The following is a 24,414-nucleotide window of genomic DNA, read 5'->3' on the forward strand; positions in this document are numbered from 1 at the left end:
ATTCTAGTACACGAATTAAGCTATTTTTTTAGTCGGGCAACACTTTTGGTCAGTTCTTCCATAAGAATATCCAATTGTTCTTTTGTCGTTCCTAACCCAAAACTGATGCGGATCGATTCACTGATTCGTGGGCTTTCTTCACCGTACATCGCTCCTAATACATGGCTAGGATCGATATTTCCGGCTGTACAAGCTGAACCTGCAGATAAAGCAATGCCGACTAAATCCAAACTCATCAATAACTGCTCCGAACAAACTCCTTTGACCCATACATTGATAACGTGTGCCAAATGGTGTTTATCAGAACCATTCAAGTCATAATCGATACCGCTCTCGTCCAACTGTTGCATCAAATAGGACCGCAATTCTTGATGATGCAGTTTGCGTTCTTCTCTTTCTGCCAGCATAATTTCAACAGCTTTTTTAAACCCGGCAATACCTGGAATATTTTCGGTTCCGGCCCGACGTTTTTGTTCTTGTTCGCCGCCCAGCATAAAACTAGGCAAATGGATACTGCTGCTGATGTATAAGAAGCCGATTCCTTTGGGTCCATTGATTTTATGCGCTGAGACCGACAATAGATCGATGTGATCGCGTTTCACATCAATATCTTCGGATCCATAGGCTTGAACGGCATCCGCGTGAAAATAAGCCTTCGTTTCGCTTTCGTGGATAATATTCCCAATCGCTGCAATGTCCATCAAGGTACCGACCTCATTATTGCCATACATGATCGATACTAAAATCGTATCCGGGCGTAAAGCAGCTCTCACATCTTCAGGGTTCACGCGACCAGTTTCATCTACAGGTAAATACGTGACTTCAAATCCCAACGATTCCAAATGCTCCATTGGTTTTAAAACAGCATGGTGCTCGATCGCTGTCGTAATCAAATGCATGCCCTCTTCTTTCCTGGATAGAGCTGTTTCCATGATCGCTGTATTGTCGCTTTCTGTTCCGCCACTCGTAACAATGATTTCATTCGGTTTTGCTCCGATACTTTGGGCAAAAACGATTCTGGATTGATCTAATATTCTTCTGCTGTCACGTCCGAATCCATGAATGCTTGAAGCATTACCAAAATGGGCTTTCATCATTTCGTAAGTTACTTCAGCTACTTCAGGATGAACTGGGCTGGTTGCTGCATGATCTAAATAAATTTTTTCCATGTTATCCTCTCATTCACTTATTATTTGTCACCAAATTGTACCACTAATTACTTCATCGAACAACTTCATCACGAAGATTTACAGCACCTTCTTGACGTACTTCGTTTGCTGGTTGTTGCTCTAATTTCAGTTGAGCATGTTGGCGCAGCCACTCTAAGAGATTGATTTCCACTTGCAAGCCGTTGTCAAAAGTATTGCTATTTCCTAAACTCCACCCTGCTTTAGTCCATATCAGAGCTTTAACAGGATCATTTTCTACATAAAGAAAATAGGTCGCAAAAATGCGTTTAAATGTGATCTGTTCGTATTTTTGCATCAGCTGCACATCCGTTTGGTGGTACATTTTTGTCGCTTCTTCGGCTGACTGTCGGTGCAGGCTTAAACAAAACAACTTTTCTGCTTGAACCATCATTCTATCTAGCGGAACCAATTTATCTTTAATATTCCACTGCTTCTCTACCAACACAGCTGCTTTGTCAAATTGGAACTGTTCCAAATATTTGTAATACTCCAAGCGCATCACATACAGCGAAAAAGGATCGCTTAGCTCCACCTCATCAAACAGTTCAAATGATTCCGGCGGCAAACTGGTTAACGTCCGGCTTTCCGTTAAATAGTACACCGTGCGTAATTGATGATACATCATTTGACGGTAAGCTGGATTCTTGCGGCATTTCTTTAAGATCGCTCCATCATTCATCCTTTTTGGAAGACCATTTGATAAAGTCAGAAATAAACCGATTCCGCTAAATAATAGAGGAAAGATAGCTGGAATAAAATCACTGGTTAAGAGAAAAAGGGCGCTCAATGAACAGATCGCATTGAAGAGTACACCTCCGCTTAGGTACAATTTATACGGATAGCGGGTCGGATTCCATTCTTTATCTGGAACCATCAAGCATTGAGCAACAGCTTCATTAACAGTTTGTCGTTTAAAAACCAGTTTCCCTTTTTCTTTCAGAACTACAAAACTGAAGATCCGGTAAGATAAAAACCGGTATCCTGTAGCCCACCCACAAAGGAAGTGTCCTGCTTCATGAAGAATGATTTGAAGTCCTGCAAAAACAAAAAAAGATAAGACAGTCAGACTAAAAAAGTAAGGTGGTAAATCAATCGTGGTAAACATCAACAGTGTTTCAATAATCAACAGCAGTAAAAATGGCCACCATATAGCGAGCATCTTTTTTACATTCACAGCCTCACTCCTTTTCTCAATTGTTTAGAGTTCAGGAAACAGCATTGTCAAAATCTCTTTGGTCAAACGACGATTTTTTCCTTTGTATACATAGGCGTGCATATGCATAGCGGGATTAAAATTGGCTTCAATCACTGTGTATCCAGGTGATTCAGGCGTACTAGCTTTGGTTAGATCCGGGATGATCAAATCGATTCCTGTTACGTTAGCTTCGATCGCTCGTGCCATTTGGACTGCGATTTCTTTGTAGCTTTCGTCCATTTCATCCGTCACATCGATGGAGTCTCCACCCGTACTGATATTGGAGTTTTCTCTTAAATAAACGGTTTCTCCTTTTTCGGGAACACTCTCCACAGAATACCCTTGTTCTTTCAACATCAGTTGCTCGATTTCACCCAATTGGATGATTTCCAATGGTGCTCGGTGATTTGTTCCGCGTAAGGGATCTTGGTTCTTCTGTTCAACTAAAGCTTTAACTGATGATGTTCCATCCCCTACAACGTTGGCTGGTGTCCGCAATAAGACAGCAGGTACTTTGTTGTTGACGACAAACAACCGGTATTCCGTTCCTGGAATGTACTCTTCTACAAGAATCGATTCATCTTCTTTAAAAGCGATCGTTACAGCTTGGTTGAAGTCTTCTTTTGTAGGACCTTGTTTAAAAATAGAGATTCCTACCCCATAATTGGTTGATTTAGGTTTTATGACGATCGGTCGGTTTTCATAACGCCAGAATGCCTGTTGAGCTTTTTCAACTGTTTGATATTCTCCTCCCGCTGGAATATGAAAACCATTTTCAGCAAGTATTTTTTTCGTCACCGTCTTATTAGCCATGATCAAAGAAGAAATATACGTATCTTTAGCTGTCATATTGCCGTTTTTAACATACTCCACATGACCTTTATAGGTCAATTTGACAAATTGATCGTACTCATCAATCACTTTTACTTTGATTCCCAATTGGATCGCGTCATGGATCAACAATTGAGTCGACATCTCAAGCGATGTAAACCCACGTAATTGATAAGGTTTCTCCATAGCATCTTGTTTGTATTGCTTCGCTAATTCCATACCAAAGGAGACATAATCGCCAGCTGCTTGAATACCGTCTACAATTTGAGCAGCTACTGTTTTTTCTGGATGCTCAAATACATCTTCCGCCCATGACACGAGTTCCAAAGCTTTTTCATGTTGATTAGTGGACTCTATCATGTCCCGCATCTCTTCCAGTAAAGCCAGTCCTTCAGCTTTAAACTGCGATTCTTTTTTAGGATGTTCTAAAGCGGTCAAATGATTTTTGTCATCTCCGGTTTTGGAATTGACTGCAGTACTTTCTTCGTCCATCCAAATCAAGGCGAAACAAAACAATTTTACAAAGTTCAGTGTCTGCTTGTTGATACTGAATGCATCAAAAGGATTCAAATCAAAATTGCGCAACTCTACATACGAGATTCCTTTATCCAATAACCCATGTACTTGTTTTGTTCCTCTCAAGCGAATCGAAGCATAGAACTCTCTTTCTTCCGATAAATCGCCTGATTCTACTAATTTTTCAATGCTGTCCACATAAGCATTTAAAGTTTCATAGGATACTACAACATTTTTGCTGTTCACATACCCTAATTGACTATTGCGCAAGCTGCGCACAAAATCCTTCGGCACTGACTCACTATCAGAGTAAAAGTCATTGCAAACCGTTGGAGAAGCACCAAATAAATAGCTCAATACCCAGCGGTAACGTAAAAAGTTCCGAGACAATTTCATATAAACGGCTGATTTAAACGCCTCTTTATTTATGATTTCTGTTTGCTTTTGATACAGTGAATCGATAAACGATTGATCAAACTCAAAATTGACGTGTATTCCGCTTTGCATTTGCTTTTTCTTGCCGTAGATACCAGCTAAATATTCTCGATAAGCTACATCAGCCTGATTTTCTAATTTAGCGATCGGAATTTGTTTTTCTTCCGGCAATGTACCAGGCATGCTCAGTGGCCAAATCAGTTCTTCTTCTTTCATAGAATGATACGTAACATCATGCAAAGCTGCCAACCACCGTTGCATACTCTTGCTGCTTTTTAGAGGAGGCGTAATCAATTCCAATTGTACTTCACTAAAATCCGTTTGAATATAAGGGTGATGGCTTCTGCTGCCAAGTGTTTCGGGATGATCAGTAGTCGCTAAGCTGCCATCTGGGTTAACTCTCAAACCTTCTTTTTCAATTCCGATGATGGATTCGCTCCATATCGGTTCAATCTTATTTTCTTTGATTAATTGTTTTACTGTTTTCATAACGATTATCTGACACTACCTTCCTGCCAACTTCTTTTTCTCATCTATTGTAAATCAGAAGTTTCTTTTGTCAAAACTATTATCGCAAAATTGGCTAAAAAAAGCGAACCTATTTAATTTTCTAAGGACAACATCCACTATTTAGCGAACTAATGTTCGTTTCGGATGGAAACAAATGGCTAAAAATGCTATACTAAAAGAAAGTTTTTCTAGGAGGAGTGATTCAAAATTGACGAGTAAACCATTAGCTTTTCGAATGCGTCCTACAAATATTGATGAAGTCGTCGGACAAAGTCATTTAGTAGGTGAAGGAAAAATCATTCGCCGGATGGTAGACGCTAAAATGCTGTCTTCCATGATCTTATACGGTCCTCCAGGAATAGGAAAAACCAGTATTGCCAGTGCGATTGCAGGGTCTACCCAATATGCTTTTCGGATGTTGAATGCCGCAACCGATTCTAAAAAAGATTTGCAGATTATTGCAGAAGAGGCCAAAATGAGTGGTTCCGTTATCTTGATGCTGGATGAGGTCCATCGTCTGGATAAACCAAAGCAAGACTTTTTGCTGCCCCATTTGGAAAATGGACGCATCATTTTGATTGGTGCTACTACTGAAAATCCCTATATTACCATTAACCCCGCCTTAAGAAGCCGGGCACAAATATTTGAATTGAAACCTCTTTCTATTGAAGATATTCAATTAGCCATGGAACGAGCTTTACAAGACACCGAAAGTGGTTTGGGTAGCTACTCATCAGAAGTCAGTGAAACAGCCTTGCTGCATTTTGCTCGGGCCACTAATGGAGACTTGAGAAGTGCTCTAAACAGCTTGGAACTGGCCATTAAATCGACCAAACCGGATGAAAACGGAACGATTCATATTTCGCTCAACATTGCGGAAGAATGTGTTCAAAGGAAAGCGTTGACTCATGATAAAGATGGCGATGCGCATTACGATGTCATTTCAGCTTTACAAAAATCGGTTCGAGGCAGCGACGTGAACGCTGCACTTCATTATTTAGGCAGATTGATTGAAGCAGGTGACTTGCCGATCATTTCCAGAAGATTAATGGTTATTGCGTATGAAGACATTGGTTTAGCCAATCCCGGAGCCTGTTCACGTACTGTTACTGCCGTCCAAGCTGCAGAGCGCATTGGTTTTCCTGAGGCAAGAATTCCATTAGCCAATACGGTCATTGATTTATGTTTATCACCGAAGTCCAATTCCAGTATCTCAGCGATTGACGCAGCAATAAGCGACATTCGAAACGGAAACAGCGGTGATGTCCCAGATCATTTGAAAGATTCTCATTACAGCGGAGCCAGCAAATTAGGCCGCGGCGTCGATTACAAATATCCGCACAGTTATCCTGGTGCTTGGGTAGATCAACAATATTTGCCGGACAAATTAAAAAAAGCACGCTACTTTGAACCTAACCATACTGGTAAATATGAAGACACATTAGCTCAGCAATACGACTCTATCAACCAAAGGACTAAAAACCAGCCGTAAGCGCTGCCTCCATTGTTTCTTCACGTTTTTTGTCCTTAGCTTGAGCGTATCTAGTTGACAGGAAATACCCTCCGTGCTAATATAAGGATAAGAATTCTGAGGTATGCGCGATGTCCTGACATGTGTTGACCGAACATTTTTTACGAATACTTTGGGATCCAAACTGAATCAAACGGATAACATGCCTTTTCACTTGGTAGTTAGATGCTTGACAGTGGAGCCCACCTGCTAACGTGCGGGTTCAATACTAATTGGACGTATAAACGGTACCATCGGAATTTTTACATAAAGTTTCGACTTTAAAGCCATTCCTTTTTGGAATGGCTTTTTGCGTGGTGTATAATGAATTAAGAAAAGAATTTAGTCTTTTAGGAGGAATGAATATGATTTTATCCATTTTATTTGCCATTTTCGCGTTGCTTTTATTGTATACAGCTTATTTCTTCTTAACGATGAAAGCACAGGTGTTTCTTTACTATAAAAGCAGCGATGCTAGTGAACGAACAAAACCGATTTTTATGGGGTTCGGAGTCGGATTTTTATTATGCGGTCTCTTCTCTCTCTTTCTCACTTTCTTTTATACTATACCTCTGGCTTTTATTTTCTTAGGAATCGTTATGGTACTCATATTGGCCTTCTTAGTTTATTTGAACAAAAGTATGTAATCTAGATTGGTAGGATAGAATAATAGCGCCAGTAAACTAACCTTCCTCTTTTTCGTTTTTTTGAAAACGCTGCTCTTTTTATCGTTTCATTATGAAAATGAAAAAATAAACGTTATACTATAGATGAACAAAGCGTAGTTTCATTGCTTTCAATTGATATAGAATGGAGTGGTTTATATGTTACAACAATACAATCGAATTTTAGTGGCTATCGATGGTTCCAAAGAAGCTGAGTTAGCATTCAAAAAAGCGGTTCAAGTTGCCGTTCGAAACAATGCTGCTTTACTGATCGCAAATGTCATTGATACAAAGGCTTTCCAAAGTATTTCTACTTTCGATGGTTCCATGGCGGACAAAGCGAGTCAACAAGCAAAAACAACATTGGAAGAATATGTAAGATACGCTAAAAACCACCGTGTTAAAGACGTCAGTTATGTTATTGAATACGGTTCTCCAAAAGTATTGATCTCTAAACAAATCCCTGAAGAACACAATGTTCATTTGATTATGTTAGGAGCCACTGGTTTAAGTGCTGTGGAACGAATCTTCATTGGATCCGTTTCAGAATACGTTATCCGCAATGCTGCCTGTGATGTCTTAGTAGTACGTACCGATTTAGAAAATCAAGCGACAGACTAGTTGAAAAAAATATTTTTGATGGAGGCAGGATATTGTTCCTGTCTCTACTTTTTTGTGGTTCGATTTATTGCGTAAAAGTTGGTTAATTAATGGTCTGTTCTCTTTTGTTTGATTGAGCTTTGAGCTGTAGGAGTTATAGTCCCTATTACTGGCCGTATTTTTGGGTGGATTATGAGGTAGAATAGTTATAGCTCATGTTACTGCTTGTATTTTTGGGTGAATTGTGCAGTAGACTGGTTATAGCTCATATTATTGTTCTTTTTTCTTGGTGGATTGTGCAGTAGGCGGACTTTAGCTCATATTATTGCTCTTTTTCTCTGATGGATTGTGAAGTAGACAATGTATAGCTTATATTATTATTCGTATTTATTAGTCTATTGTGAGGTAAACAGGCTTTAACTCGTATTATCACTCGTTTTTTTCTGGTGAATTGTAAGCTAGAGAGGCTCTACCTTACAGTTCTGGTTATTTTTTCATTCGTATTATTAGCTAGATGCCTTACAGTGCGAAAAAAGCACCTCACTATGAATTTTCTTCATAGTGAGGTGCTTTTAGAATGCTCGATGAGCTCGAGCTCTTAGACGCGTTGCGCAAGGCAGACTTTCTATGGTCTTATTTTTTTAGTCGTTCTACGTCACGGGCGATCATGACTTCTTCGTCTGTTGGAATCAACAAGACTTTAACTTTTGAGTCGTCTGTTGAGATAATGCGTTCTTCGCCACGAACGTTGTTTCTTTCGTCGTCGATTTCAGCACCAAACCAGTTGATACCATCGATAAGGATTTTACGAGTTTCAACTGAGTTTTCACCGATACCAGCCGTAAAGATGATTGCGTCTACTCCATTCATCAATGCTACGTATTGGCCAATGTATTTTTGAACTCGGTTATAGAAAATGTCTAAAGCTAATTGCGCTCTGTCGTCTCCTGCTTCAGCAGCATCTTCCACATCACGCATGTCGCTTGATACACCTGATAAACCAAGTAATCCAGATTTTTTGTTAAAGATATTGATCATTTCGTTAATATCAGTAATACCTTCTTTTTCCATCAAGTATGGAATAATAGAAGCATCGATATCACCTGTACGAGTTCCCATTGTTACACCAGCTAAAGGAGTGAATCCCATAGATGTATCTACTGATTTTCCACCTTCAACAGCTGTAATAGAAGCACCATTACCTAAGTGGCAAGTGATCAATTTCAAGTCTTCTAGTGAACGTCCAAGCATATCTGCTGCACGTTCAGATACGTATTGATGAGAAGTACCATGTGCTCCATATTTACGAGCTGCATGTTTTTCATAGTATTCCATTGGTAAGCTGTACAAGTAGTTTACAGCTGGCATTGAAGTGTGGAAAGAAGTATCAAATACCGCTACACTTGTGATGTTTGGCAATAATTTTTTAAATGCTTTGATTCCTGTTGCGTTTGCAGTATTGTGTAAAGGAGCTAAATCAGCTAATTGTTCAATTTTTGCTAATACATCGTTGTCGATAAGAGCAGATTCTTTAAAGTCTTCTCCCCCAGCAACTACACGATGTCCAACACCTTCGATTTCATCGTAGCTTGCGATAACGTTTAATTCAATTAATTTATCCAATACTTTTTGGATAGCAATTTCATGGTTGTCGATGTCTTCTGTGATATTGTATTTTTCACCATTGTATTTTGTTGTAAAGATTGAATCTTTCAATCCGATTCTTTCAACGATCCCTGAAGCGATTTCTTTTTCTTCAGGCATTTCAAACAACGTAAATTTTAAACTTGAACTACCTGCATTAATTGCAATTGTTTTTGACATGTTTCTTCCCCTTTTCTTCTCTTACAAATTTTCTTTCTTCCAGCTATCCACTTCCTGCATAAATTTTAACATGGATTGTTGATTTTTCAAATCAGGAATGTTCCCAAGCAATACTTGTTTAGCTTGTTCTGCTTGGTCCCCATCTTTTTGAAGCAGTAAAATAGATTTTTGTGATTGTTCATTTGCAAATAATTCTTTTGGCAAATGCAACATACCTTGTAAATATCCTGATTTTTGAATAGCTTTCATCAAAGATGCTGCTTCTGGTGTTTCAAACAATAGTTTCGGTACAAGAAATAAACCAAATACATTTGGTTTCAAATACTTCATACTTTGTTCAATCAGCAAATGATGGGCAAAGGAATGTCCTTCTTTTGCTGCCGATGTATAGGATTTCGCTCTTTCGTCAACTGGATAGTAGCCAATCGGTAAGTCACTCACCACTAAGTCTACCGGGTCTACTAATAGATCCTGAATAGCATCCTGATGGGTTAATTTAACGTTTTGTCTTTGGAGTCTTGTAGCCATAGCTGCTAAGTCAATGAGTAAATCATCATTTTCAATTCCTTCTGCTTCTACCTCAACATTGGAAGTCGCTAAAGCATTGTAAACTGTTGAAAGCAAATTGCCTGTACCAACAGTGGGATCTAGAATCCGCATTTTCGTCAAAGAAGTGTCTCGCACTTTTTCGATAAAATACACAAACATAAATCCGATAGCATCTGGTGTCATTTGATGATTCGCCTGCACTTTGTCCTCTTTCAATCCTTTTAAGATTGCTAATTGCAAACTTTTTCGGATGTCTTCAGGTTCCATGTCAGCTGTATTTGCACCTTGATAAATCTCTGTTAATTTATCTGCTGTTGCTGGATTTAAAATATTCTTCATTTCAGTAGGAATATTTTTTTCAATCAGATTGCTGCCTGATTCAGTCAGTGCTTCCAAGTATGAAAAATCAATTTCATTTCTTAACAATTGAACGGTACTATCTAATTGATTAAAAAGAGTTTCCATGTCTTTTTGAGACAAAAAAATCAACCTCTCTTCCTCATACCTGTCTTTTACGTAAGATAAAAATTAGTCATTTGAATTCAAGACTACTTTATCATTTTATCTAATCTGCACTATGTACACAAGATACAAAGCGACTTATTGCATAGAATTAGACTTAAAGTTCTTGATTTCATCAATAAGTATACCTTATTCCATACAATATTGCTCTTATTGAGGACATGGCAAGGCACTTAATTTTTCGGGGGATTCACTTTTTTCTTTTAGAAGGTGTTCTTTAACATCTAAAAATAACTAAAAAATAGGGGAGTGAACGATTGTCCACTCCCTTTTTTGGATCTTATTATTGAGCTACTGGGTATACAGAAACTTGTTTTTTGTCACGGCCTTTACGTTCGAAACGAACAACGCCGTCAACTTTAGCAAACAATGTGTCATCTCCGCCGATACCTACGTTAACTCCTGGGTAAATTTTAGTACCGCGTTGGCGGTATAAAATTGATCCACCTGAAACAGTTTGACCATCAGCACGTTTAGCTCCTAAACGTTTTGATTGTGAGTCACGACCGTTAGCAGTAGATCCGCCCCCTTTTTTGTGAGCGAAGAATTGTAGATTCATTTTCAACATTTGGAATGCACCTCCATCATGATTTAATCTTTAATTGAATGTATTTAGAGTATTCTTCTGCTATTCCATTTAAGGAAATAAGCAGACTCTCAAGCAACACTTGAGCTGTCTTCAACTGTTCTTCTGTTAAGTCTTGAATCAGTTCAACATATAAGTAGCCGCCTTCGACCTCATCATTTTGCTCGATGATTGGAGCAACTCCAGTCAAGGTGATCAAGCTATTTGTAGTCCCAATCACTAACGCAGAAACAGCTGCACAAACGATGTCGCTGCCATAGGGTCCTGACTCCGCATGTCCCGTCACTTCAAAAGAAACGATATTTCCTTTGTCATTTCGTTTAATAGATGCTTGAATCAATATGGATCACCTCTTTATTATGCGTTGATAGCATTGATGACAACTTTTGTATATGGTTGACGATGACCTTGTTTACGGTGACTGTGTTTTTTAGGTTTGTATTTGAAAGTAGTAACTTTCTTTTGTTTACCATGTTTTTCAACAGTTCCTTCAACAGTTGCGCCTTCGATGAATGGAGTTCCCACTTTAGTGTCTTCTCCACCAACTAAGATTACTTCGTCAAAATTGATTGTTTCGCCAGCTTCAACGTTTAATTTTTCAACGTAGATTGCTTGTCCAACCTCAACTTTTACTTGTTTACCACCTGTTTTAATAATTGCGTACATTTATTCGCACCTCCTTATTAGACTTAGACTCGCCGTTGTGAGTGCCGTAATGGACTTACAAACTCATTTCCGTGCGGTTGTAGTTGTGGTGCTACACATTTACAACATTAACATCATACCAAAAACAAAAGAACCCGTCAACGTATTTTTCTCATTGACAAGTTCTTTTTCTCATTGACAAGTTCTTTTTATGTTTGATCAAATAAAGGCATCAGATGAAACGGAACGAGTTCCGTATTGATCGGCAAAAGCCGTATCATGAGTAACGATTAAGATACCCGTTCCACTTGCGGCGATTTCTTGGATCATTTTTCCAACTCCGTCAGCAGTGTCTCGATCAAGAGCTGATGTTGGCTCGTCAAAGCACAAGATCTGCGGATTCAACATCATGGCACGTGCGATAGCAACCCGTTGTTGTTGTCCACCAGATAAAGTTCCAGGATACACATCTTTTTTATTTAAAATAGCCATTTGATTTAACAAAAGTTCTGCTTTTTTTATGGCTTCTTCTTTGGACAATAATTTCTGAGCTAGAGGAGCTTCAATACAATTTTCTAAGATCGTCAAATTAGGAAACAATTGATAATCCTGAAATACCATTCCGATTTGGTTGTTGTACACCATACGTTCTTTTTTTGGCACATAATCAGCTTTTCCATCAGTTTCGCGGCATAAGTAGGCATCATTAATAGCAATCGTCCCATTATCCGCTTTTTCCAGCTGATTCAACAGTCTCATGAACGTCGTTTTCCCAGTACCAGATTTCCCTATAAGATTCACTATTTCTCCTGTATCAATTGTAAAATCAAAATCTTTAATGATATTTACACCATTGAATTGTTTTGAAACATTCATTGCTTTCAATCCCATGTTTAACCTTCTCCTTTAGTAATCTGATTTCTTCTCAATAACATTTAAGAGCAACGTAATGATTCCCGTCACCACTAAATAAACGATTCCCACTGCTGCATATGGAATCAAAGAAGCATACGTGTTAGCAGCAATTTGACCGGCTCTTAATAATTCGCCTAATCCTAAAATATAAATCAATGAAGTATCTTTTACTAGAGAGATAACTTCATTTCCCACAGAGGGCAGCACTACCCGCATTACTTGCGGAATAATGATTTTTTTAAAGCCGTTTATTCTGCCGATTCCTAAAACTTTGATCGCTTCAAATTGACCATTTGGAACAGAAAGAATTCCGCCTCGAAAAATTTCAGCGTAATAAGCAGTATAATTAATAATAAATGTAAAAACAGCTGCTGGAAAACGTTCAAACGTGATCCCTATAAATGGCAGTCCAAAAAAGACAACCATCAATTGCAATAGAAGCGGTGTTCCACGCATCACATAAATGTAGACTTGAATGATCCAAGAGATCCATTTAGGTGCATATACTCTAATGCAGGCAATCAAAAATCCCAAAGGAATTGTCACAATCACGATAATAAAAAATAATAATAAGGTTGTCTGTAGTCCATCTAACAGACTGGGAGTTATCTCTGCAATCAAATCCATTTCTCACTCATCCTTTATTTAACTTAATTTATTCAGCAATCCATCTGCCTTTGATTTCTTGCAACGTTCCATCTTCTTCCATCTCAGCTAGTACAGCATTCAGTTTATCGCGAAACTCTATATCCGATTTTCTCAACCCTACTGCACTGTCTTCATAGCCGAAACCTTCTTCTAAAATGCGGTACTTCTCTTCCCCTTTTTGCTTCATGTAATAACGAGCATACGTTTCGCTGACTGCAATAGCTTCACTGCGTCCACTCTCCAAGTCATTGAAGACATCGTTGTACGAAGGGTATTGTACGATATCCCCGTCCGCAAATGTGTCCACGATGCCGGTCTCATGATTTTTCAATAAGTCAACCGTGCTGGAAGACTGTTGCGAGGCGACAATCTTCCCTGCCAAATCGTCCCAATTTTCAATTAAGCTGTCAGCCAGTACAACAAATACTTGTCCGCTGCTGTGATAAGGAGTACTGAAAGCTACCTTCTCTTCTCTTTCTTTAGTCATAGAATATCCGTTCCAGATAGCATCAATTTTCCCTGAATTCAATTCTGTTTCTTTCATTGCCCAATCAATGGGTTGAAATTCAATTTCTACATCCAAGCGATCTGCGGCTTCTTTTGCGAGATCAACATCTAAACCAACTAAGCGCCCTTCATTATCCCTAAATCCCATTGGTACAAAAGTATCATCTAATCCTACAACAAAAGTGTCTCCTGGTTCACCTATAAAGATTTCTTCATTGTCCGCAGCAGTTGTATTTGCATTCCCACAAGCCATTAGAAGCAACGGAAACAGCAGTACACTGCCCATCGTTTTTATTTTTTTCAGTTCCATTTTGACACCCCCTAAAATGATTACTTAAAAATCATCAGCTGCTTTTTTTTATTCCGCAAACCATTTGGCATAGATCTCATCAAACGTGCCGTCTGCTCTCATTTCCTCTAAAGCCCCGTTTACAGCTTCCGTCAATTGGTCATCAACCTTACGGAAACCGACTGCATATTCTTCTTCACCGAAGTTTTCTTCCAGCACACGGTAAGCCATATCCTCATTTTGTTTCATATAGTACCGACCAAGTGTTTCATCTACTACGATAGCATCGCTTCGGCCTGAACCCAGATCATTAAAGACATCATTGTTTGAAGGGTATACGACAATTTCTTGGTTGGCAAATTGATCAACTATATTTGAAGGATCCGCATTGATCGCATCCACAGCACTTGACGATTGTTGTGCAGCAACTACTTTCCCACTTAAATCAGCTATCGTTTGGATGGGACTATCTTCCAATACGATCACGATTTGGCTATTTTCTAGATAGGGTGTACTGAAGTCCACTTGCTCTTGACGCTCTTCTGTAATCGTATAGCCGTTCCAAATAGCATCAATGTTCCCATTATTCAATTCTGTTTCTTTCAAAGCCCAATCAATGGGTTGAAATTCTACATCTAAGCCCAATCTATCTCCCACTTCATTTGCCAAGTCAATATCAAAACCGACAACTTCACCATTACTGTCTCGAAAGCCCATTGGAGCAAACGTATCATCCAATCCTACAGTAATTTTCCCCTCTTCAACAATTCGTTCATATGAATCTGTCTCTGTATTATTTGAACCGCACCCTGCTAAAACTAACGTCATTGCGCCAACAAAAGATGTAATAATTTTTTTATACATTCCTATTCTCTCCCTTTTTTTAAATGATTCATTTTTAAAGCTGCAGTCCTTAAAAACAAAAAAACGTCCTTTGAATTCCGAAATTCGAAATTCAAAGGACGATGATGATCATTATCGTGGTTCCACCTTTATTTGCAAGTTCTTCACAGAAACTTGCCTCATCACGTTCAAAACTACTAAACGCTAGTACTGTAACGGGTACTCCCGAGTCAACTTACTTCTATACTTTCAGCTGCCAGCTTAAAGGTGTGTGTTCAAAATTTCATCTTAGCTGCTTTCACCATCCGCAACCTCTCTTGAAAGATTCCATTTCTACTTTTCCTCATCCATGCTTTTTTAATGGATATTTAATTTAAATGTACTATAGCACAATTATTTCTTTTTGCCAAATATTTTTTGCCAAAAAGTTGGTTTTTCTGATTTCAGTGACATTAAAGGTACCGTCTCACCCAATATTCTGCGGGCAATATTCCGATATCCTTGAGAAGCCGCATTTTTCGGATTCAATACAATAGGGTCTCCATTGTTGGATGAACGGACAACATCATCATCATCAAATATGATCCCTAACAAATCAATAGACAAATGACGTGTAATCTCATCTACATCCATGACTTCTCCATCTTGCATCATTCGTTTGCGAATACGGTTGATGATCAATTTAGGATCAGAAATTTCTGTTTGTTCCAACAATCCAATAATTCTATCTGCATCTCGAATAGCCGAGATCTCTGGAGTTGTTACAATGAACGCTTGATCTGCAGCAGCAATAGAGTTTTTAAATCCTTGTTCGATACCTGCAGGACAATCAATCAGAATATAGTCATAATCACCGCGCAACTCTTCCACAATATCGATCATTTGTTGTTCATTGATGGAGTTTTTATCTGCATTTTGTGCAGCTGGAAGTAAGTACAAGTTATCGTTAAAACGTTTGTCTTTAATTAACGCTTGATGTAACTTTGCTCGTTCTTCCACTACATCCACAATATCATAGATGATACGGTTTTCTAGACCTAAAATAACGTCTAAGTTACGTAATCCGATATCCATGTCGATCAAGCACACTTTTTTCCCTTGTAGTGCCAAGGCCGTTCCTAAATTAGCCGTTGAAGTTGTTTTCCCAACTCCACCTTTACCAGACGTAATGACAATAGCTGTACTCATTCAAATAATCCTCCTGTCACTTTATCGATAGATGGCTGTATCTTCTTTAAGCGATCCAACGTTTCAAAAGATAAGATATGTAAATCATTTATATACGCCACTTCTACCTTGCTCTTTTTACTTTCTTCGTCCTCATTTTCAATAACTTCTACATTATCTGCAATGCGAATTTGTGCTTTGGTAAGGAAATCAGCCACAATAACTGCTGAAGTATCTCCATCAACGCCAGCATGAGCTACCCCATGAAGTTCTCCGATAATAAAGATGCTGCCTTTTGCTCGGATGCTGCCTCCTGGATGGACTTTTCCAATCAATAGAATATCTCCAGGAGCTTCTAAGATTTGCCCACTTCTTACGGTTTGAACTTTCATTTCTAAACTGACTTTTTTTTGCCATTCGATGGCACGTTCGTAAGTCAACACATTTGAGTCAAAAGATTTGATGGAGAAATGACTTTTTTCTTCAATTTTTTTTGATAACAGTTCTTTTTGTTCAGTATTCAATAGACGATCTCCCGAATGGATCTCTAAATGAATATCTTTACGCGTTTCACCTGATAGTTTGCGCTCTGCTCTCAAATGATCTAACAACTCATCTAGTTCATTAGTCAATTCTTCAAAAGAAGCCGCATCATTCAAATTTAACAAAAAGCCTTCCTTAATACCCTTTAATGTTACATTTTGTTTCATTAAACCCTTCCCCCAATCTCAAAAGACTTACGAACAAATTTTTTAATCCTGCACAATGGTTGCAGCCGTTTTTTTTAGTGGATAGTAAAGTACCAACAAGAACATACTGTTTAACAACAGTGTTGGTCCCAACCGATTTGCTAAAAATGTTGCAATATCGATTGTGGTCAGATCAATAACCGAGTAGAAGCCAAACAACAAGGTTTCTACCAGGCTAATGTGAATAATTACTATCATAACCAACACCAATAAATTAGGGTTTAATATTTTCCGCATTTTATCGCTTAAATAAATGATGATCGGAAATAGAGACGTGTACAACCCTAGAATCCCTACATAATAACTATCGTATAGTAAACCAAAGAGAATACCAAAAAGAATCATGTACTTCCGATCCACATAAAAAGAAAACAATACAATGCAGATAATAATCAATCTGGGAACCATATCGCTGGTTGCGGTGTAGAGTCGAGTTGAAAAGATCGATGCAATGATACCATCAAACAACAGAGCTATCAAAAAAGTCACTGGGACAAATAGATTGATTCTTGCTTTTTTGGTCATTCTCTATTCCCCATTTCCAGATGCTCTTTGAATAATGGTCACAAAACGAATATCATTCATGTCTGCTGCTGGAGTAATATAGGCTTCCATCGCTAATCCATGAGAGTCTAATCGTATTTCATCTACCGTACCGATCAATAAAGAACTTGGTGAAAGACCTCCCAATCCTGAAGTCATGACTTGGTCTCCTTCTTTCAAAGTAGCATCCGTAATGATTTGGTTCAGGATCAGACGATTTGTTTCTGCTTCATAGCCGCTGATGATTCCATGTACTGCTCCGTTATCTGTCAGTACTTGTGCAGAAACTCGTCCTGTATTTTGGTGGGAAGTTGTCACCAATTGAACTTTGGAACTGGTAGGACTAACTTCTACAATTCGTCCAATGTAACCATTTCCGCCCATAACCGACATATCTACTTCTACTCCATGCTGACTTCCTCTATCAATCACTAACTGATCGACCCAGTTATCTGGATTCCGACCGATCACTGCACCATTGATACTATTGTAATCAGACAATGTTTCCGTTAATCCCAATTGTTCTTGCATTTTGTCGTTGTCTTGTTGTAATGCAGCAATTTCTGCTTCTGTTTCATACAATCCATCCATTTTAGACTTCAATAATTTATTTTCTTCATACGTGTCAAGCAATCCTTCTACAGAGTCAATGATACTGACTACTCCATTAGCAGGTTTACTGATGACTCGACTGATTAGCGCTGTTACATCATTAGTAAATCGCTGAACTATAGGAACATTTCCACTGCCCGTAATGGAAACTGCAATAAGCCCAAGAACAACAATTACACTAACTAATAAAATAATAAGTTTTTTGTTTGAAAAAAACTGGTTCAAAGTACCACCTCGTTGATTTTTGCAGGCTGTGTATATTTTACCATAGGTTGCTCAAAATAAGCAGACTGTTTTCGATTTTATTTCAAATTCCTTTTTACTCAAACCCTCAAATTCCTTCACTCAAAAAGAGCGGGATGGATAACCCATACCCGCTTGATAATGGTCAGTTTTATTTAAGGCCGCGTTTTTGGTAAATGTCCATGTGTTTCAAAGCTTCTCCTGTACCGTTAGCCACACAATCCAAAGGTTCATTTGCAACAAATACCGGTACATCTGTTTCATGAGCGATCACATCGCTGATGTTTTTAAGTAACGCCCCGCCACCAGTTAAGACAATTCCATGATCGATAACATCTGCAGATATTTCCGGCGATGTTTCTTCCAAGGTTTCACGAACCGCTATGACGATTCCTTCAACAACTTCTTGAATAGCCTCAGCTACATCAACTGCCGTTATTTCAATAGTTTGCGGTAAACCAGTAAGTAAATCTCTACCTCTAATGTCCATCGTGCCATATTCAGCTGCTTTTTCAACCGATGCACACCCAATTTCCATTTTGATTTGTTCAGCGGTTCTTTCACCGATCAGCAAGTTGTGTTTTTTACGTATGTGGTGGATGATCACTTCATCCATTCGGTCTCCAGCTAAACGAATCGTTCTGCTGCTGACAATACCGCCTAAAGAGATGGTTGCCACGTCCGTTGTTCCACCACCAATATCCACTACCATGCTACCTGTAGGATCCATTACCGGTAATCCAGCTCCAATTGCTGCTGCAAATGGTTCTTCAATGATATAAGCATCCTTAGCTCCAGCTAAGCGAGTAGCGTCGATAACCGCTCTTTTTTCAACTTCTGTTACACTGCTGGGCACACAAACTACCACAAAAGGTTTAGAAGTACGTTTACCCACCGCTTTTTTAATGTAATATTTCATCATTTCAGCCGTGATATCAAAATCCGCAATAACTCCATTTTTCATTGGACGAATCGCAATGATCGAACCTGGTGTTCTACCAATCATATTTCTGGCTTCTTCCCCGACCGTTACGATTTCTCCTGTGTTTATATCTTTAGCAACAACAGAAGGTTCTCTTAAAACGATCCCTTTACCTTCAACGAATACATTCGTATTGGCTGTTCCTAAATCGATTCCCATGTTTTTATTTCCAAAATTAAGCACATATTTCATCCTCTCAGTTGTCTAGCCTATACAGGCTTTGCTTCTTCAACCCAATTTTTTTGAGAAAAGAACCAGTAGACTTTTCACAATAGCATTACTGCATTTTACTGTATTTTTTCACTTTTACTATCATACTTTAATTTCAATCACTTCGCATCAATAATCGTTGTTTTTAATACAAATTTAAGTAGAACTCAACATTCTAGTAATCTTTGCAATTGAGTTTTTTTAATAGCAAGCATGCTTAGTATACATTTTTCTGCGAGGAATATAAAGGCATTCAACTATTTCACCGGTTATTTTAAAGAAAAACGATAAATTTTGTTTCTAATTTAAACAACAGAAATGACATTTTCCGATTCTGCATGTTCTCATTACTTGCGGATCATCAAAGCCGGGTCCAGCCATTGATCCAGTTCTTCTTCAGAAGCGAGTTCCAACTGTAGAGCGCCTTCACGGATAGATAATCTGTGCGCATATGCGTATTTTGCAATTTGTGCACTCTTTTCATAACCGACGTGAGGAGAAAGAGCCGTTACGATCATCAACGAATCTTTTAAATAGCTGTCCATCTGTTGCTCATTCGCTTCCATACCAGACAGACAATGGATCCTGAATGACCGCATCCCCTCTGTCAGCAATTGAACACTTTTCAGCATATTAAACAAAATAACCGGCTTGAAGACATTCAATTGAAAATTCCCTTGGCTGGCAGCAAATTGAATCGTTGCATCATTTCCTATGATTTGAGCTACGATCATCGTTAATGCTTCCGCCTGAGTAGGATTTACTTTTCCAGGCATGATAGAGCTGCCTGGTTCATTAGCTGGAATCCTAACTTCTCCCAAACCACCTCTTGGACCACTTGCCAGCCATCTGACATCATTAGCGATTTTCATCAAATCAACTGCTAAACTTCGAAGCGCGCCATGAGAATAAGTCAAATTGCTGTGACTAGACAGACCATAAAATTTGTTTTCTTCAACTTCAAAGGTAAATGGCAACGATCGATTTAATTCCGCTACTATTTTTTGATCAAAGTCATCTGGAGCATTTAAACCAGTACCCACAGCGGTACCTCCAATGGGCAATTTTTTCAACGCCTCACTGCTTTCAGTAATGAAATAAGTATTCTTCTCCAACATCGTCCGCCATCCGCTTATTTCCTGTCCAAATGTCATCGGAACGGCGTCTTGCAAATGAGTACGACCGATCTTAATCAGTGATTGATACTGCTGTTCTTTCTCTTTGAGTACAGTGATCCATTCTCTGCATTCCATAAGCAATGCAGTCTGGATCGATTGATAAATCGTCATTTGCATCGCAGTTGGAAAAACATCATTCGAGCTTTGTGAAGCATTGACATGATCATTTGGATGCAATTTAGGCAGGTCTTTCGACTGATTGGCAATAGCTGCAATAACTTCGTTCACATTCATATTGGTTTGCGTACCGCTTCCCGTTTGCCAAATTTTCAATGGAAATTGCTCATCGAATTTTCCGTCCAATATCTGATCACAAGCTTCGACTATTCGATTTCTTTCTTCCTCAGATAACAATTGCTCCTTATGATTGATTGTTGCGGCAGCTTTTTTGATGCTGACCAGTGAATAAATAAATTCGAGCGGCATTTTTTCAGACCCGATAGCGAAGTTTTCTAAACTCCGTTGCGTTTGGGCTCCCCATAAATTTTCTGTTTTGACTTGAACTGTACCTAGCGCATCTTTTTCTTGCCGATATCCTTGCATATCACTTTTCCTCTCTAAAATGCCATTTTTCTCTCCTATTTAAATGATCCCATCAGTTATTCGCTAAGTTATGTGAATACCATTAAATTTCCACTCTGACTTAGACCCGACGAATAATCATTTATTCCACTAATAGTATATGATAATTTAACGTAAAAAAATATTTAGCAGTAAAAAAAGACAAAAAAGAACAGCCTAGTTATAAACTAGGCTGTTCTGAGCTAACTTTTAATTTTTTAGTTAAATTAAATTTTGTTAACGTTAGCAGCTTGAGGTCCACGGTTTCCTTCTTCTACGTCAAAAGAAACTGCTTGTCCTTCTTCTAAAGTTTTGAATCCGTCTCCTTGGATAGCTGAGAAGTGTACGAATACATCGTCTGCGCCTTCGCGTTCGATAAATCCAAATCCTTTTTCTGCGTTAAACCATTTTACTGTACCTTGTTCCATGAAAAATTCCTCCTCGTGCTTGAAAGCACATTATAATTCACATTGTTGCTGACGGTACGATTCGGAATGTTTTGAAACAATTCTTTTTTCCACCTAACAAAATGCTAAACAAAGTATAACACGATAAAAAAAACTTAGCAAGCTATATTACAAAGTTTATTTATTTATTTCTGGATAATCTTAAATACCATTGCTGCGACTCACTTTTCTTTAAATGATACCGATTTCTTTTAAACTTACGTATCTGTTTTGACCAATGATCAAATGGTCCAACAATTCTACTCCCATCAACTCGCCACATTCTGCTACACGTCTAGTAAATGAAATATCTGCCTCAGAAGGATCTGGACAGCCTGATGGGTGATTGTGTACAATCGCTAATCGAGCAGCTGAATAACGAACGGCACCTTTGAATATTTCTCTCGGATGCGCGACAGATGAATTTAATCCTCCTTTAAAAATAGTTTCTTTTTTAATGATTTCATTCTTAGTGTTCAAGTACAACACAATAACGTGTTCTTGCTGTAAATCACTCATCTCAGCCAACATCATCTCACCTACTTGGCGGCTGGAAGTAATTTGTCCGGTTTTCAGTTGTGGGGCTTGTGCGATCCGCGTCCCTAATTCAATTGCTGCTTTCAATTCAACAGCTTTTGTTTTTCCAATACCCGATACCAACATTAATTCTTCCAACGACACTGTTTTTAAATAATACAGATCATCAAATGCATTGAGCAGTTGCAAAGCAACGGAAACGACATTGGTTCCTTTTATTCCCGTTCGCAGTAAAATAGCCAAAAGCTCATGGTTGGCTAAAGCTTTTTCACCGTATTGTTGCAATCTTTCTCTCGGTCTTGATTCTATTGGCATTTCAGCTAGTAAGTTCATTCCTTTTGTAGACATAAAAAAACCTCCTTTGCAGATAATATAAGTAAAAAAGAGGTTATTTAGTTATTTAATTGTCTAAAATCCAATTTCTTTGAAGAAACTGTTTGACTTCTCTTAAATCATTCTGTATAGCAACTGTTTTTTCTCTGGCTTCTTCATTCGGCTCAAACAAATCCGGAACCATAACGACCGAAATTCCTGCATCATAAGCCGCACGGATACCATTTAAAGAATCTTCCAAAATAACGGTCTCTTCTTTTTCTCCCTCAAACAGCCCCCAAGCTTTTTCAAATATTTCTGGATCCGGCTTAGCAAATTCAACTTGATCACCAGAAACGACTTCGTCAAAATAATGTGCTACGCCTGCGTGATCCAAACACATTTGAACCATGGAGCGAATACTGCTGGAAGCTACCACTTTGCCGATTCCGCGTTCATGAAGGAAGTCTAACAATTCAACTAAGCCAGGCTTTACTAAAATACCAGCTGATTCGATTTGCTCAAACAAATATGTTCGGCTGTTTGCGATAAACGCATCCACCTTTTGGTCATCTTTAAAATCACGGTACATACTCGCAAAAAACTCTTCATCTGATATTCCGATGTATTTGGCGTAATATTCATAAGTAAATGGCAAGCCTAAGTCATCGGCTGCTTTTTGATTTGCCTGGTAATACATCGTTTCTGTATCAAACATCAGCCCATCCATATCAAAAATCACGGTTTTTAGTTTATTCATCACTCTATCCCCCTTATTCCTCTTCATCCGTATTTAACAAGTTCCTTCTCACTTCTGAGATAAAGTACAGTGACCCAGTGATCAATAGGATACTGCCTTCATCCCTATTTTCCAGCTCATTTAGCAAGGCTTCCTGCCATTGTGCATAATAGTTCACTCCAGATTGAGTATATGGGTGCAGCTCTTCTCTGGAGGCTGCTTTTTCGAAATCAAAAGACGTCAAGGTGAGTTGAACATTTGACAATTCCTGAATCAAATCCACCATTTTTTGGATATCTTTGTTTTTTAAGGCTGCAAATATCACATGCACTTCTTGTTGAGTAAAGTCGTTCTGAATCGTTTCTACTAGTCGTTCAATTCCCGGTTCATTGTGTGCACCATCCAATATGATAACCGGATCATCACTGATTTTTTCCATTCTCCCAGGCCAAAAAGCTTTTTTCAACCCTCTTAATAAAGCCTCGTGATTTAATGTCAACTGCGTTCTCTCAGCGTAAATCTCCACCGCTTGGATAGCTGTCGCAGCATTTTCTACTTGATGTTTACCCAGCATAGATAATTGGATCGTTCTTAAGCGCATCAACTCATCTTCATAACTGAATTGTTCTCCCCAAGTAGGTAAAGTATGCCAATCTGAAATGGCAAAATCTTTTTGATAGGCGTACAATTTGCTGTCGCAGTCAGTAGCTACTTTTTCAATTTCCTTCATCGCTTCTGGAGGGATATTTCCTGTCACAACTGGAACAGCTGGTTTAATGATCCCAGCTTTTTGTTGGGCAATTTCCGGCACTGTGTCTCCTAAAATAGCCATATGATCCATTCCAATAGTGGTAATCACGGATACTTCAGGCAAAACGACATTCGTCGAATCGTATAATCCGCCTAAACCAACTTCAATTACTGCAACGTCCACATGACCCTCCCCAAAATAAGAAAACATCATCGTTGTGATGACTTCAAACTCACTTGGTCCGCCAAGATCAGTCTCTTCTAAAGCTCCCGCTAAAGGGTACACTATATTGGCTAAACGCAGAATCTCTTCATCAGCTATCGGTTCACCGTTTACACTGATGCGTTCATTAAACACTTCGATAAACGGCGAAGTGAACGTTCCGACGACCAACCCCTGTTCTTCCAGCATACTGCGAATAAAAGTGACCGTTGATCCCTTTCCATTTGTTCCTGCTACATGGATAGCCGGGACTTTTTTATCTGGGCGGCCTAACCGTTCCAACATCCATTCCATTCGTTTTAAACCGGGTTTCTTACCAAATACTCGAATGCCGTGAATCCATTCAAGTGCTTCTTCATATGTGTTCCACATGTCTTTTCCA

25 protein-coding genes and 2 other annotated features are annotated in these 24,414 nt (G+C 38.7%); of the genes, 3 read left to right on the forward strand and 22 right to left on the reverse strand.

Annotated features, from left to right (window positions below):
- Positions 1-20: 20 nt before the first annotated feature.
- From ACEN4L_RS00980 to gshAB, 3 genes are read right to left on the reverse strand one after another with little or no spacing between them, the layout of a single operon-like run.
- On the reverse strand, positions 21-1,169 hold the full coding sequence (locus ACEN4L_RS00980) for a cysteine desulfurase family protein (protein ID WP_407095480.1): 1,149 nt from the start codon (positions 1,167-1,169) through the stop codon (positions 21-23).
- Positions 1,170-1,221: 52 nt separating this feature from the next.
- Entirely contained in the window at positions 1,222-2,364 is a 1,143-nt protein-coding gene (locus ACEN4L_RS00985; protein WP_407095481.1) for a hypothetical protein, read from the reverse strand.
- Between the two features lie 24 nt (positions 2,365-2,388).
- On the reverse strand, positions 2,389-4,656 hold the full coding sequence (gshAB, locus tag ACEN4L_RS00990; RefSeq protein WP_407095482.1) for a bifunctional glutamate--cysteine ligase GshA/glutathione synthetase GshB: 2,268 nt from the start codon (positions 4,654-4,656) through the stop codon (positions 2,389-2,391).
- Between the two features lie 256 nt (positions 4,657-4,912).
- Between gshAB and ACEN4L_RS00995 the strand changes: the two genes are divergently transcribed.
- The 3 genes from ACEN4L_RS00995 (at position 4,913) to ACEN4L_RS01005 (ending at position 7,473) form a co-directional block, all read left to right on the forward strand.
- Complete coding sequence (locus tag ACEN4L_RS00995) at positions 4,913-6,169, forward strand: replication-associated recombination protein A (RefSeq protein WP_407095569.1); 1,257 nt, start codon at positions 4,913-4,915, stop codon at positions 6,167-6,169.
- 383 nt (positions 6,170-6,552) lie between these two features.
- Positions 6,553-6,834 carry a hypothetical protein gene (locus ACEN4L_RS01000; RefSeq protein ID WP_407095483.1) on the forward strand — a complete coding sequence of 94 codons (282 nt, stop codon included), beginning with the start codon at positions 6,553-6,555 and terminating at the stop codon, positions 6,832-6,834.
- 177 nt (positions 6,835-7,011) lie between these two features.
- Positions 7,012-7,473: a universal stress protein gene (locus ACEN4L_RS01005; RefSeq protein ID WP_407095484.1), complete on the forward strand. Its 462-nt coding sequence runs from the start codon at positions 7,012-7,014 to the stop codon at positions 7,471-7,473.
- Between the two features lie 612 nt (positions 7,474-8,085).
- Here the strand turns inward: ACEN4L_RS01005 and ACEN4L_RS01010 are convergent.
- From ACEN4L_RS01010 to ACEN4L_RS01100, 19 genes are all read right to left on the reverse strand, one after another.
- Positions 8,086-9,276: an acetate/propionate family kinase gene (locus tag ACEN4L_RS01010; protein ID WP_407095485.1), complete on the reverse strand. Its 1,191-nt coding sequence runs from the start codon at positions 9,274-9,276 to the stop codon at positions 8,086-8,088.
- A gap of 21 nt (positions 9,277-9,297) precedes the next feature.
- Entirely contained in the window at positions 9,298-10,305 is a 1,008-nt protein-coding gene (locus tag ACEN4L_RS01015; protein ID WP_407095486.1) for a class I SAM-dependent methyltransferase, read from the reverse strand.
- A 325-nt stretch (positions 10,306-10,630) separates the two neighbouring features.
- Positions 10,631-10,915, reverse strand: coding sequence for a 50S ribosomal protein L27 (gene rpmA / locus ACEN4L_RS01020; RefSeq protein WP_407095487.1), 285 nt, complete (start codon positions 10,913-10,915; stop codon positions 10,631-10,633).
- Positions 10,916-10,931: 16 nt separating this feature from the next.
- Positions 10,932-11,273 (reverse strand): ribosomal-processing cysteine protease Prp, encoded by a 342-nt coding sequence (locus ACEN4L_RS01025; RefSeq protein WP_407095488.1) that lies wholly within the window; start codon positions 11,271-11,273, stop codon positions 10,932-10,934.
- Positions 11,274-11,290: 17 nt separating this feature from the next.
- A complete protein-coding gene (gene rplU, locus ACEN4L_RS01030; RefSeq protein WP_204210639.1) occupies positions 11,291-11,599 on the reverse strand; it encodes a 50S ribosomal protein L21 in 309 nt (102 codons plus the stop codon).
- 15 nt (positions 11,600-11,614) lie between these two features.
- Positions 11,615-11,688 (reverse strand) — a sequence feature (ribosomal protein L21 leader region).
- Positions 11,689-11,797: 109 nt separating this feature from the next.
- Positions 11,798-12,469: an amino acid ABC transporter ATP-binding protein gene (locus ACEN4L_RS01035; RefSeq protein WP_407095489.1), complete on the reverse strand. Its 672-nt coding sequence runs from the start codon at positions 12,467-12,469 to the stop codon at positions 11,798-11,800.
- A gap of 15 nt (positions 12,470-12,484) precedes the next feature.
- Entirely contained in the window at positions 12,485-13,120 is a 636-nt protein-coding gene (locus ACEN4L_RS01040) for an amino acid ABC transporter permease (RefSeq protein ID WP_407095490.1), read from the reverse strand.
- A gap of 28 nt (positions 13,121-13,148) precedes the next feature.
- Complete coding sequence (locus tag ACEN4L_RS01045; protein WP_407095491.1) at positions 13,149-13,958, reverse strand: amino acid ABC transporter substrate-binding protein; 810 nt, start codon at positions 13,956-13,958, stop codon at positions 13,149-13,151.
- A 48-nt stretch (positions 13,959-14,006) separates the two neighbouring features.
- Entirely contained in the window at positions 14,007-14,801 is a 795-nt protein-coding gene (locus tag ACEN4L_RS01050) for an amino acid ABC transporter substrate-binding protein (RefSeq protein WP_407095492.1), read from the reverse strand.
- Positions 14,802-14,892: 91 nt separating this feature from the next.
- Positions 14,893-15,139 (reverse strand) — a binding site (T-box leader).
- 34 nt (positions 15,140-15,173) lie between these two features.
- Positions 15,174-15,968: a septum site-determining protein MinD gene (gene minD / locus ACEN4L_RS01055; RefSeq protein ID WP_407095493.1), complete on the reverse strand. Its 795-nt coding sequence runs from the start codon at positions 15,966-15,968 to the stop codon at positions 15,174-15,176.
- The gene (locus ACEN4L_RS01060) at positions 15,965-16,657 is read right to left on the reverse strand and encodes a septum site-determining protein MinC (protein WP_407095494.1); all 693 of its coding nucleotides are present in this window, start codon (positions 16,655-16,657) and stop codon (positions 15,965-15,967) included. The genes minD and ACEN4L_RS01060 overlap by 4 nt, the downstream gene beginning before the upstream one ends.
- A gap of 42 nt (positions 16,658-16,699) precedes the next feature.
- On the reverse strand, positions 16,700-17,221 hold the full coding sequence (gene mreD / locus ACEN4L_RS01065) for a rod shape-determining protein MreD (protein ID WP_407095495.1): 522 nt from the start codon (positions 17,219-17,221) through the stop codon (positions 16,700-16,702).
- 3 nt (positions 17,222-17,224) lie between these two features.
- Entirely contained in the window at positions 17,225-18,076 is an 852-nt protein-coding gene (gene mreC / locus ACEN4L_RS01070) for a rod shape-determining protein MreC (RefSeq protein ID WP_407095496.1), read from the reverse strand.
- Between the two features lie 169 nt (positions 18,077-18,245).
- On the reverse strand, positions 18,246-19,259 hold the full coding sequence (locus ACEN4L_RS01075) for a rod shape-determining protein (RefSeq protein ID WP_407095497.1): 1,014 nt from the start codon (positions 19,257-19,259) through the stop codon (positions 18,246-18,248).
- 374 nt (positions 19,260-19,633) lie between these two features.
- On the reverse strand, positions 19,634-21,007 hold the full coding sequence (locus ACEN4L_RS01080) for a class II fumarate hydratase (protein WP_407095498.1): 1,374 nt from the start codon (positions 21,005-21,007) through the stop codon (positions 19,634-19,636).
- A 245-nt stretch (positions 21,008-21,252) separates the two neighbouring features.
- On the reverse strand, positions 21,253-21,453 hold the full coding sequence (locus tag ACEN4L_RS01085; RefSeq protein WP_204210628.1) for a cold-shock protein: 201 nt from the start codon (positions 21,451-21,453) through the stop codon (positions 21,253-21,255).
- A 210-nt stretch (positions 21,454-21,663) separates the two neighbouring features.
- Complete coding sequence (gene radC / locus ACEN4L_RS01090) at positions 21,664-22,356, reverse strand: DNA repair protein RadC (protein WP_407095499.1); 693 nt, start codon at positions 22,354-22,356, stop codon at positions 21,664-21,666.
- Positions 22,357-22,408: 52 nt separating this feature from the next.
- Positions 22,409-23,080 carry an HAD family hydrolase gene (locus tag ACEN4L_RS01095; RefSeq protein WP_407095500.1) on the reverse strand — a complete coding sequence of 224 codons (672 nt, stop codon included), beginning with the start codon at positions 23,078-23,080 and terminating at the stop codon, positions 22,409-22,411.
- A 13-nt stretch (positions 23,081-23,093) separates the two neighbouring features.
- Entirely contained in the window at positions 23,094-24,404 is a 1,311-nt protein-coding gene (locus ACEN4L_RS01100; RefSeq protein WP_407095501.1) for a bifunctional folylpolyglutamate synthase/dihydrofolate synthase, read from the reverse strand.
- Positions 24,405-24,414: the final 10 nt, after the last annotated feature.

Origin of the sequence: Desemzia sp. FAM 23988, from assembly GCF_045528365.1 — a bacterium.
Classification (GTDB): Bacteria; Bacillota; Bacilli; order Lactobacillales; family Carnobacteriaceae; genus Desemzia.

Coding starts and splice junctions, on each gene's coding strand:
- ACEN4L_RS00980 (WP_407095480.1), bottom strand. CDS start 1,169: ATGGAAAAAATTTATTTAGATCATGCAGCAACCAGCCCAGTTCATCCT.
- gshAB (WP_407095482.1), bottom strand. CDS start 4,656: ATGAAAACAGTAAAACAATTAATCAAAGAAAATAAGATTGAACCGATA.
- ACEN4L_RS00995 (WP_407095569.1), top strand. CDS start 4,913: ATGCGTCCTACAAATATTGATGAAGTCGTCGGACAAAGTCATTTAGTA.
- ACEN4L_RS01000 (WP_407095483.1), top strand. CDS start 6,553: ATGATTTTATCCATTTTATTTGCCATTTTCGCGTTGCTTTTATTGTAT.
- ACEN4L_RS01005 (WP_407095484.1), top strand. CDS start 7,012: ATGTTACAACAATACAATCGAATTTTAGTGGCTATCGATGGTTCCAAA.
- ACEN4L_RS01010 (WP_407095485.1), bottom strand. CDS start 9,276: ATGTCAAAAACAATTGCAATTAATGCAGGTAGTTCAAGTTTAAAATTT.
- rpmA (WP_407095487.1), bottom strand. CDS start 10,915: ATGTTGAAAATGAATCTACAATTCTTCGCTCACAAAAAAGGGGGCGGA.
- rplU (WP_204210639.1), bottom strand. CDS start 11,599: ATGTACGCAATTATTAAAACAGGTGGTAAACAAGTAAAAGTTGAGGTT.
- ACEN4L_RS01035 (WP_407095489.1), bottom strand. CDS start 12,469: ATGGGATTGAAAGCAATGAATGTTTCAAAACAATTCAATGGTGTAAAT.
- ACEN4L_RS01040 (WP_407095490.1), bottom strand. CDS start 13,120: ATGGATTTGATTGCAGAGATAACTCCCAGTCTGTTAGATGGACTACAG.
- ACEN4L_RS01045 (WP_407095491.1), bottom strand. CDS start 13,958: ATGGAACTGAAAAAAATAAAAACGATGGGCAGTGTACTGCTGTTTCCG.
- ACEN4L_RS01050 (WP_407095492.1), bottom strand. CDS start 14,801: ATGTATAAAAAAATTATTACATCTTTTGTTGGCGCAATGACGTTAGTT.
- minD (WP_407095493.1), bottom strand. CDS start 15,968: ATGAGTACAGCTATTGTCATTACGTCTGGTAAAGGTGGAGTTGGGAAA.
- ACEN4L_RS01060 (WP_407095494.1), bottom strand. CDS start 16,657: ATGAAACAAAATGTAACATTAAAGGGTATTAAGGAAGGCTTTTTGTTA.
- mreD (WP_407095495.1), bottom strand. CDS start 17,221: ATGACCAAAAAAGCAAGAATCAATCTATTTGTCCCAGTGACTTTTTTG.
- ACEN4L_RS01080 (WP_407095498.1), bottom strand. CDS start 21,007: ATGCAAGGATATCGGCAAGAAAAAGATGCGCTAGGTACAGTTCAAGTC.
- ACEN4L_RS01085 (WP_204210628.1), bottom strand. CDS start 21,453: ATGGAACAAGGTACAGTAAAATGGTTTAACGCAGAAAAAGGATTTGGA.
- radC (WP_407095499.1), bottom strand. CDS start 22,356: ATGTCTACAAAAGGAATGAACTTACTAGCTGAAATGCCAATAGAATCA.
- ACEN4L_RS01095 (WP_407095500.1), bottom strand. CDS start 23,080: ATGAATAAACTAAAAACCGTGATTTTTGATATGGATGGGCTGATGTTT.
- ACEN4L_RS01100 (WP_407095501.1), bottom strand. CDS start 24,404: ATGTGGAACACATATGAAGAAGCACTTGAATGGATTCACGGCATTCGA.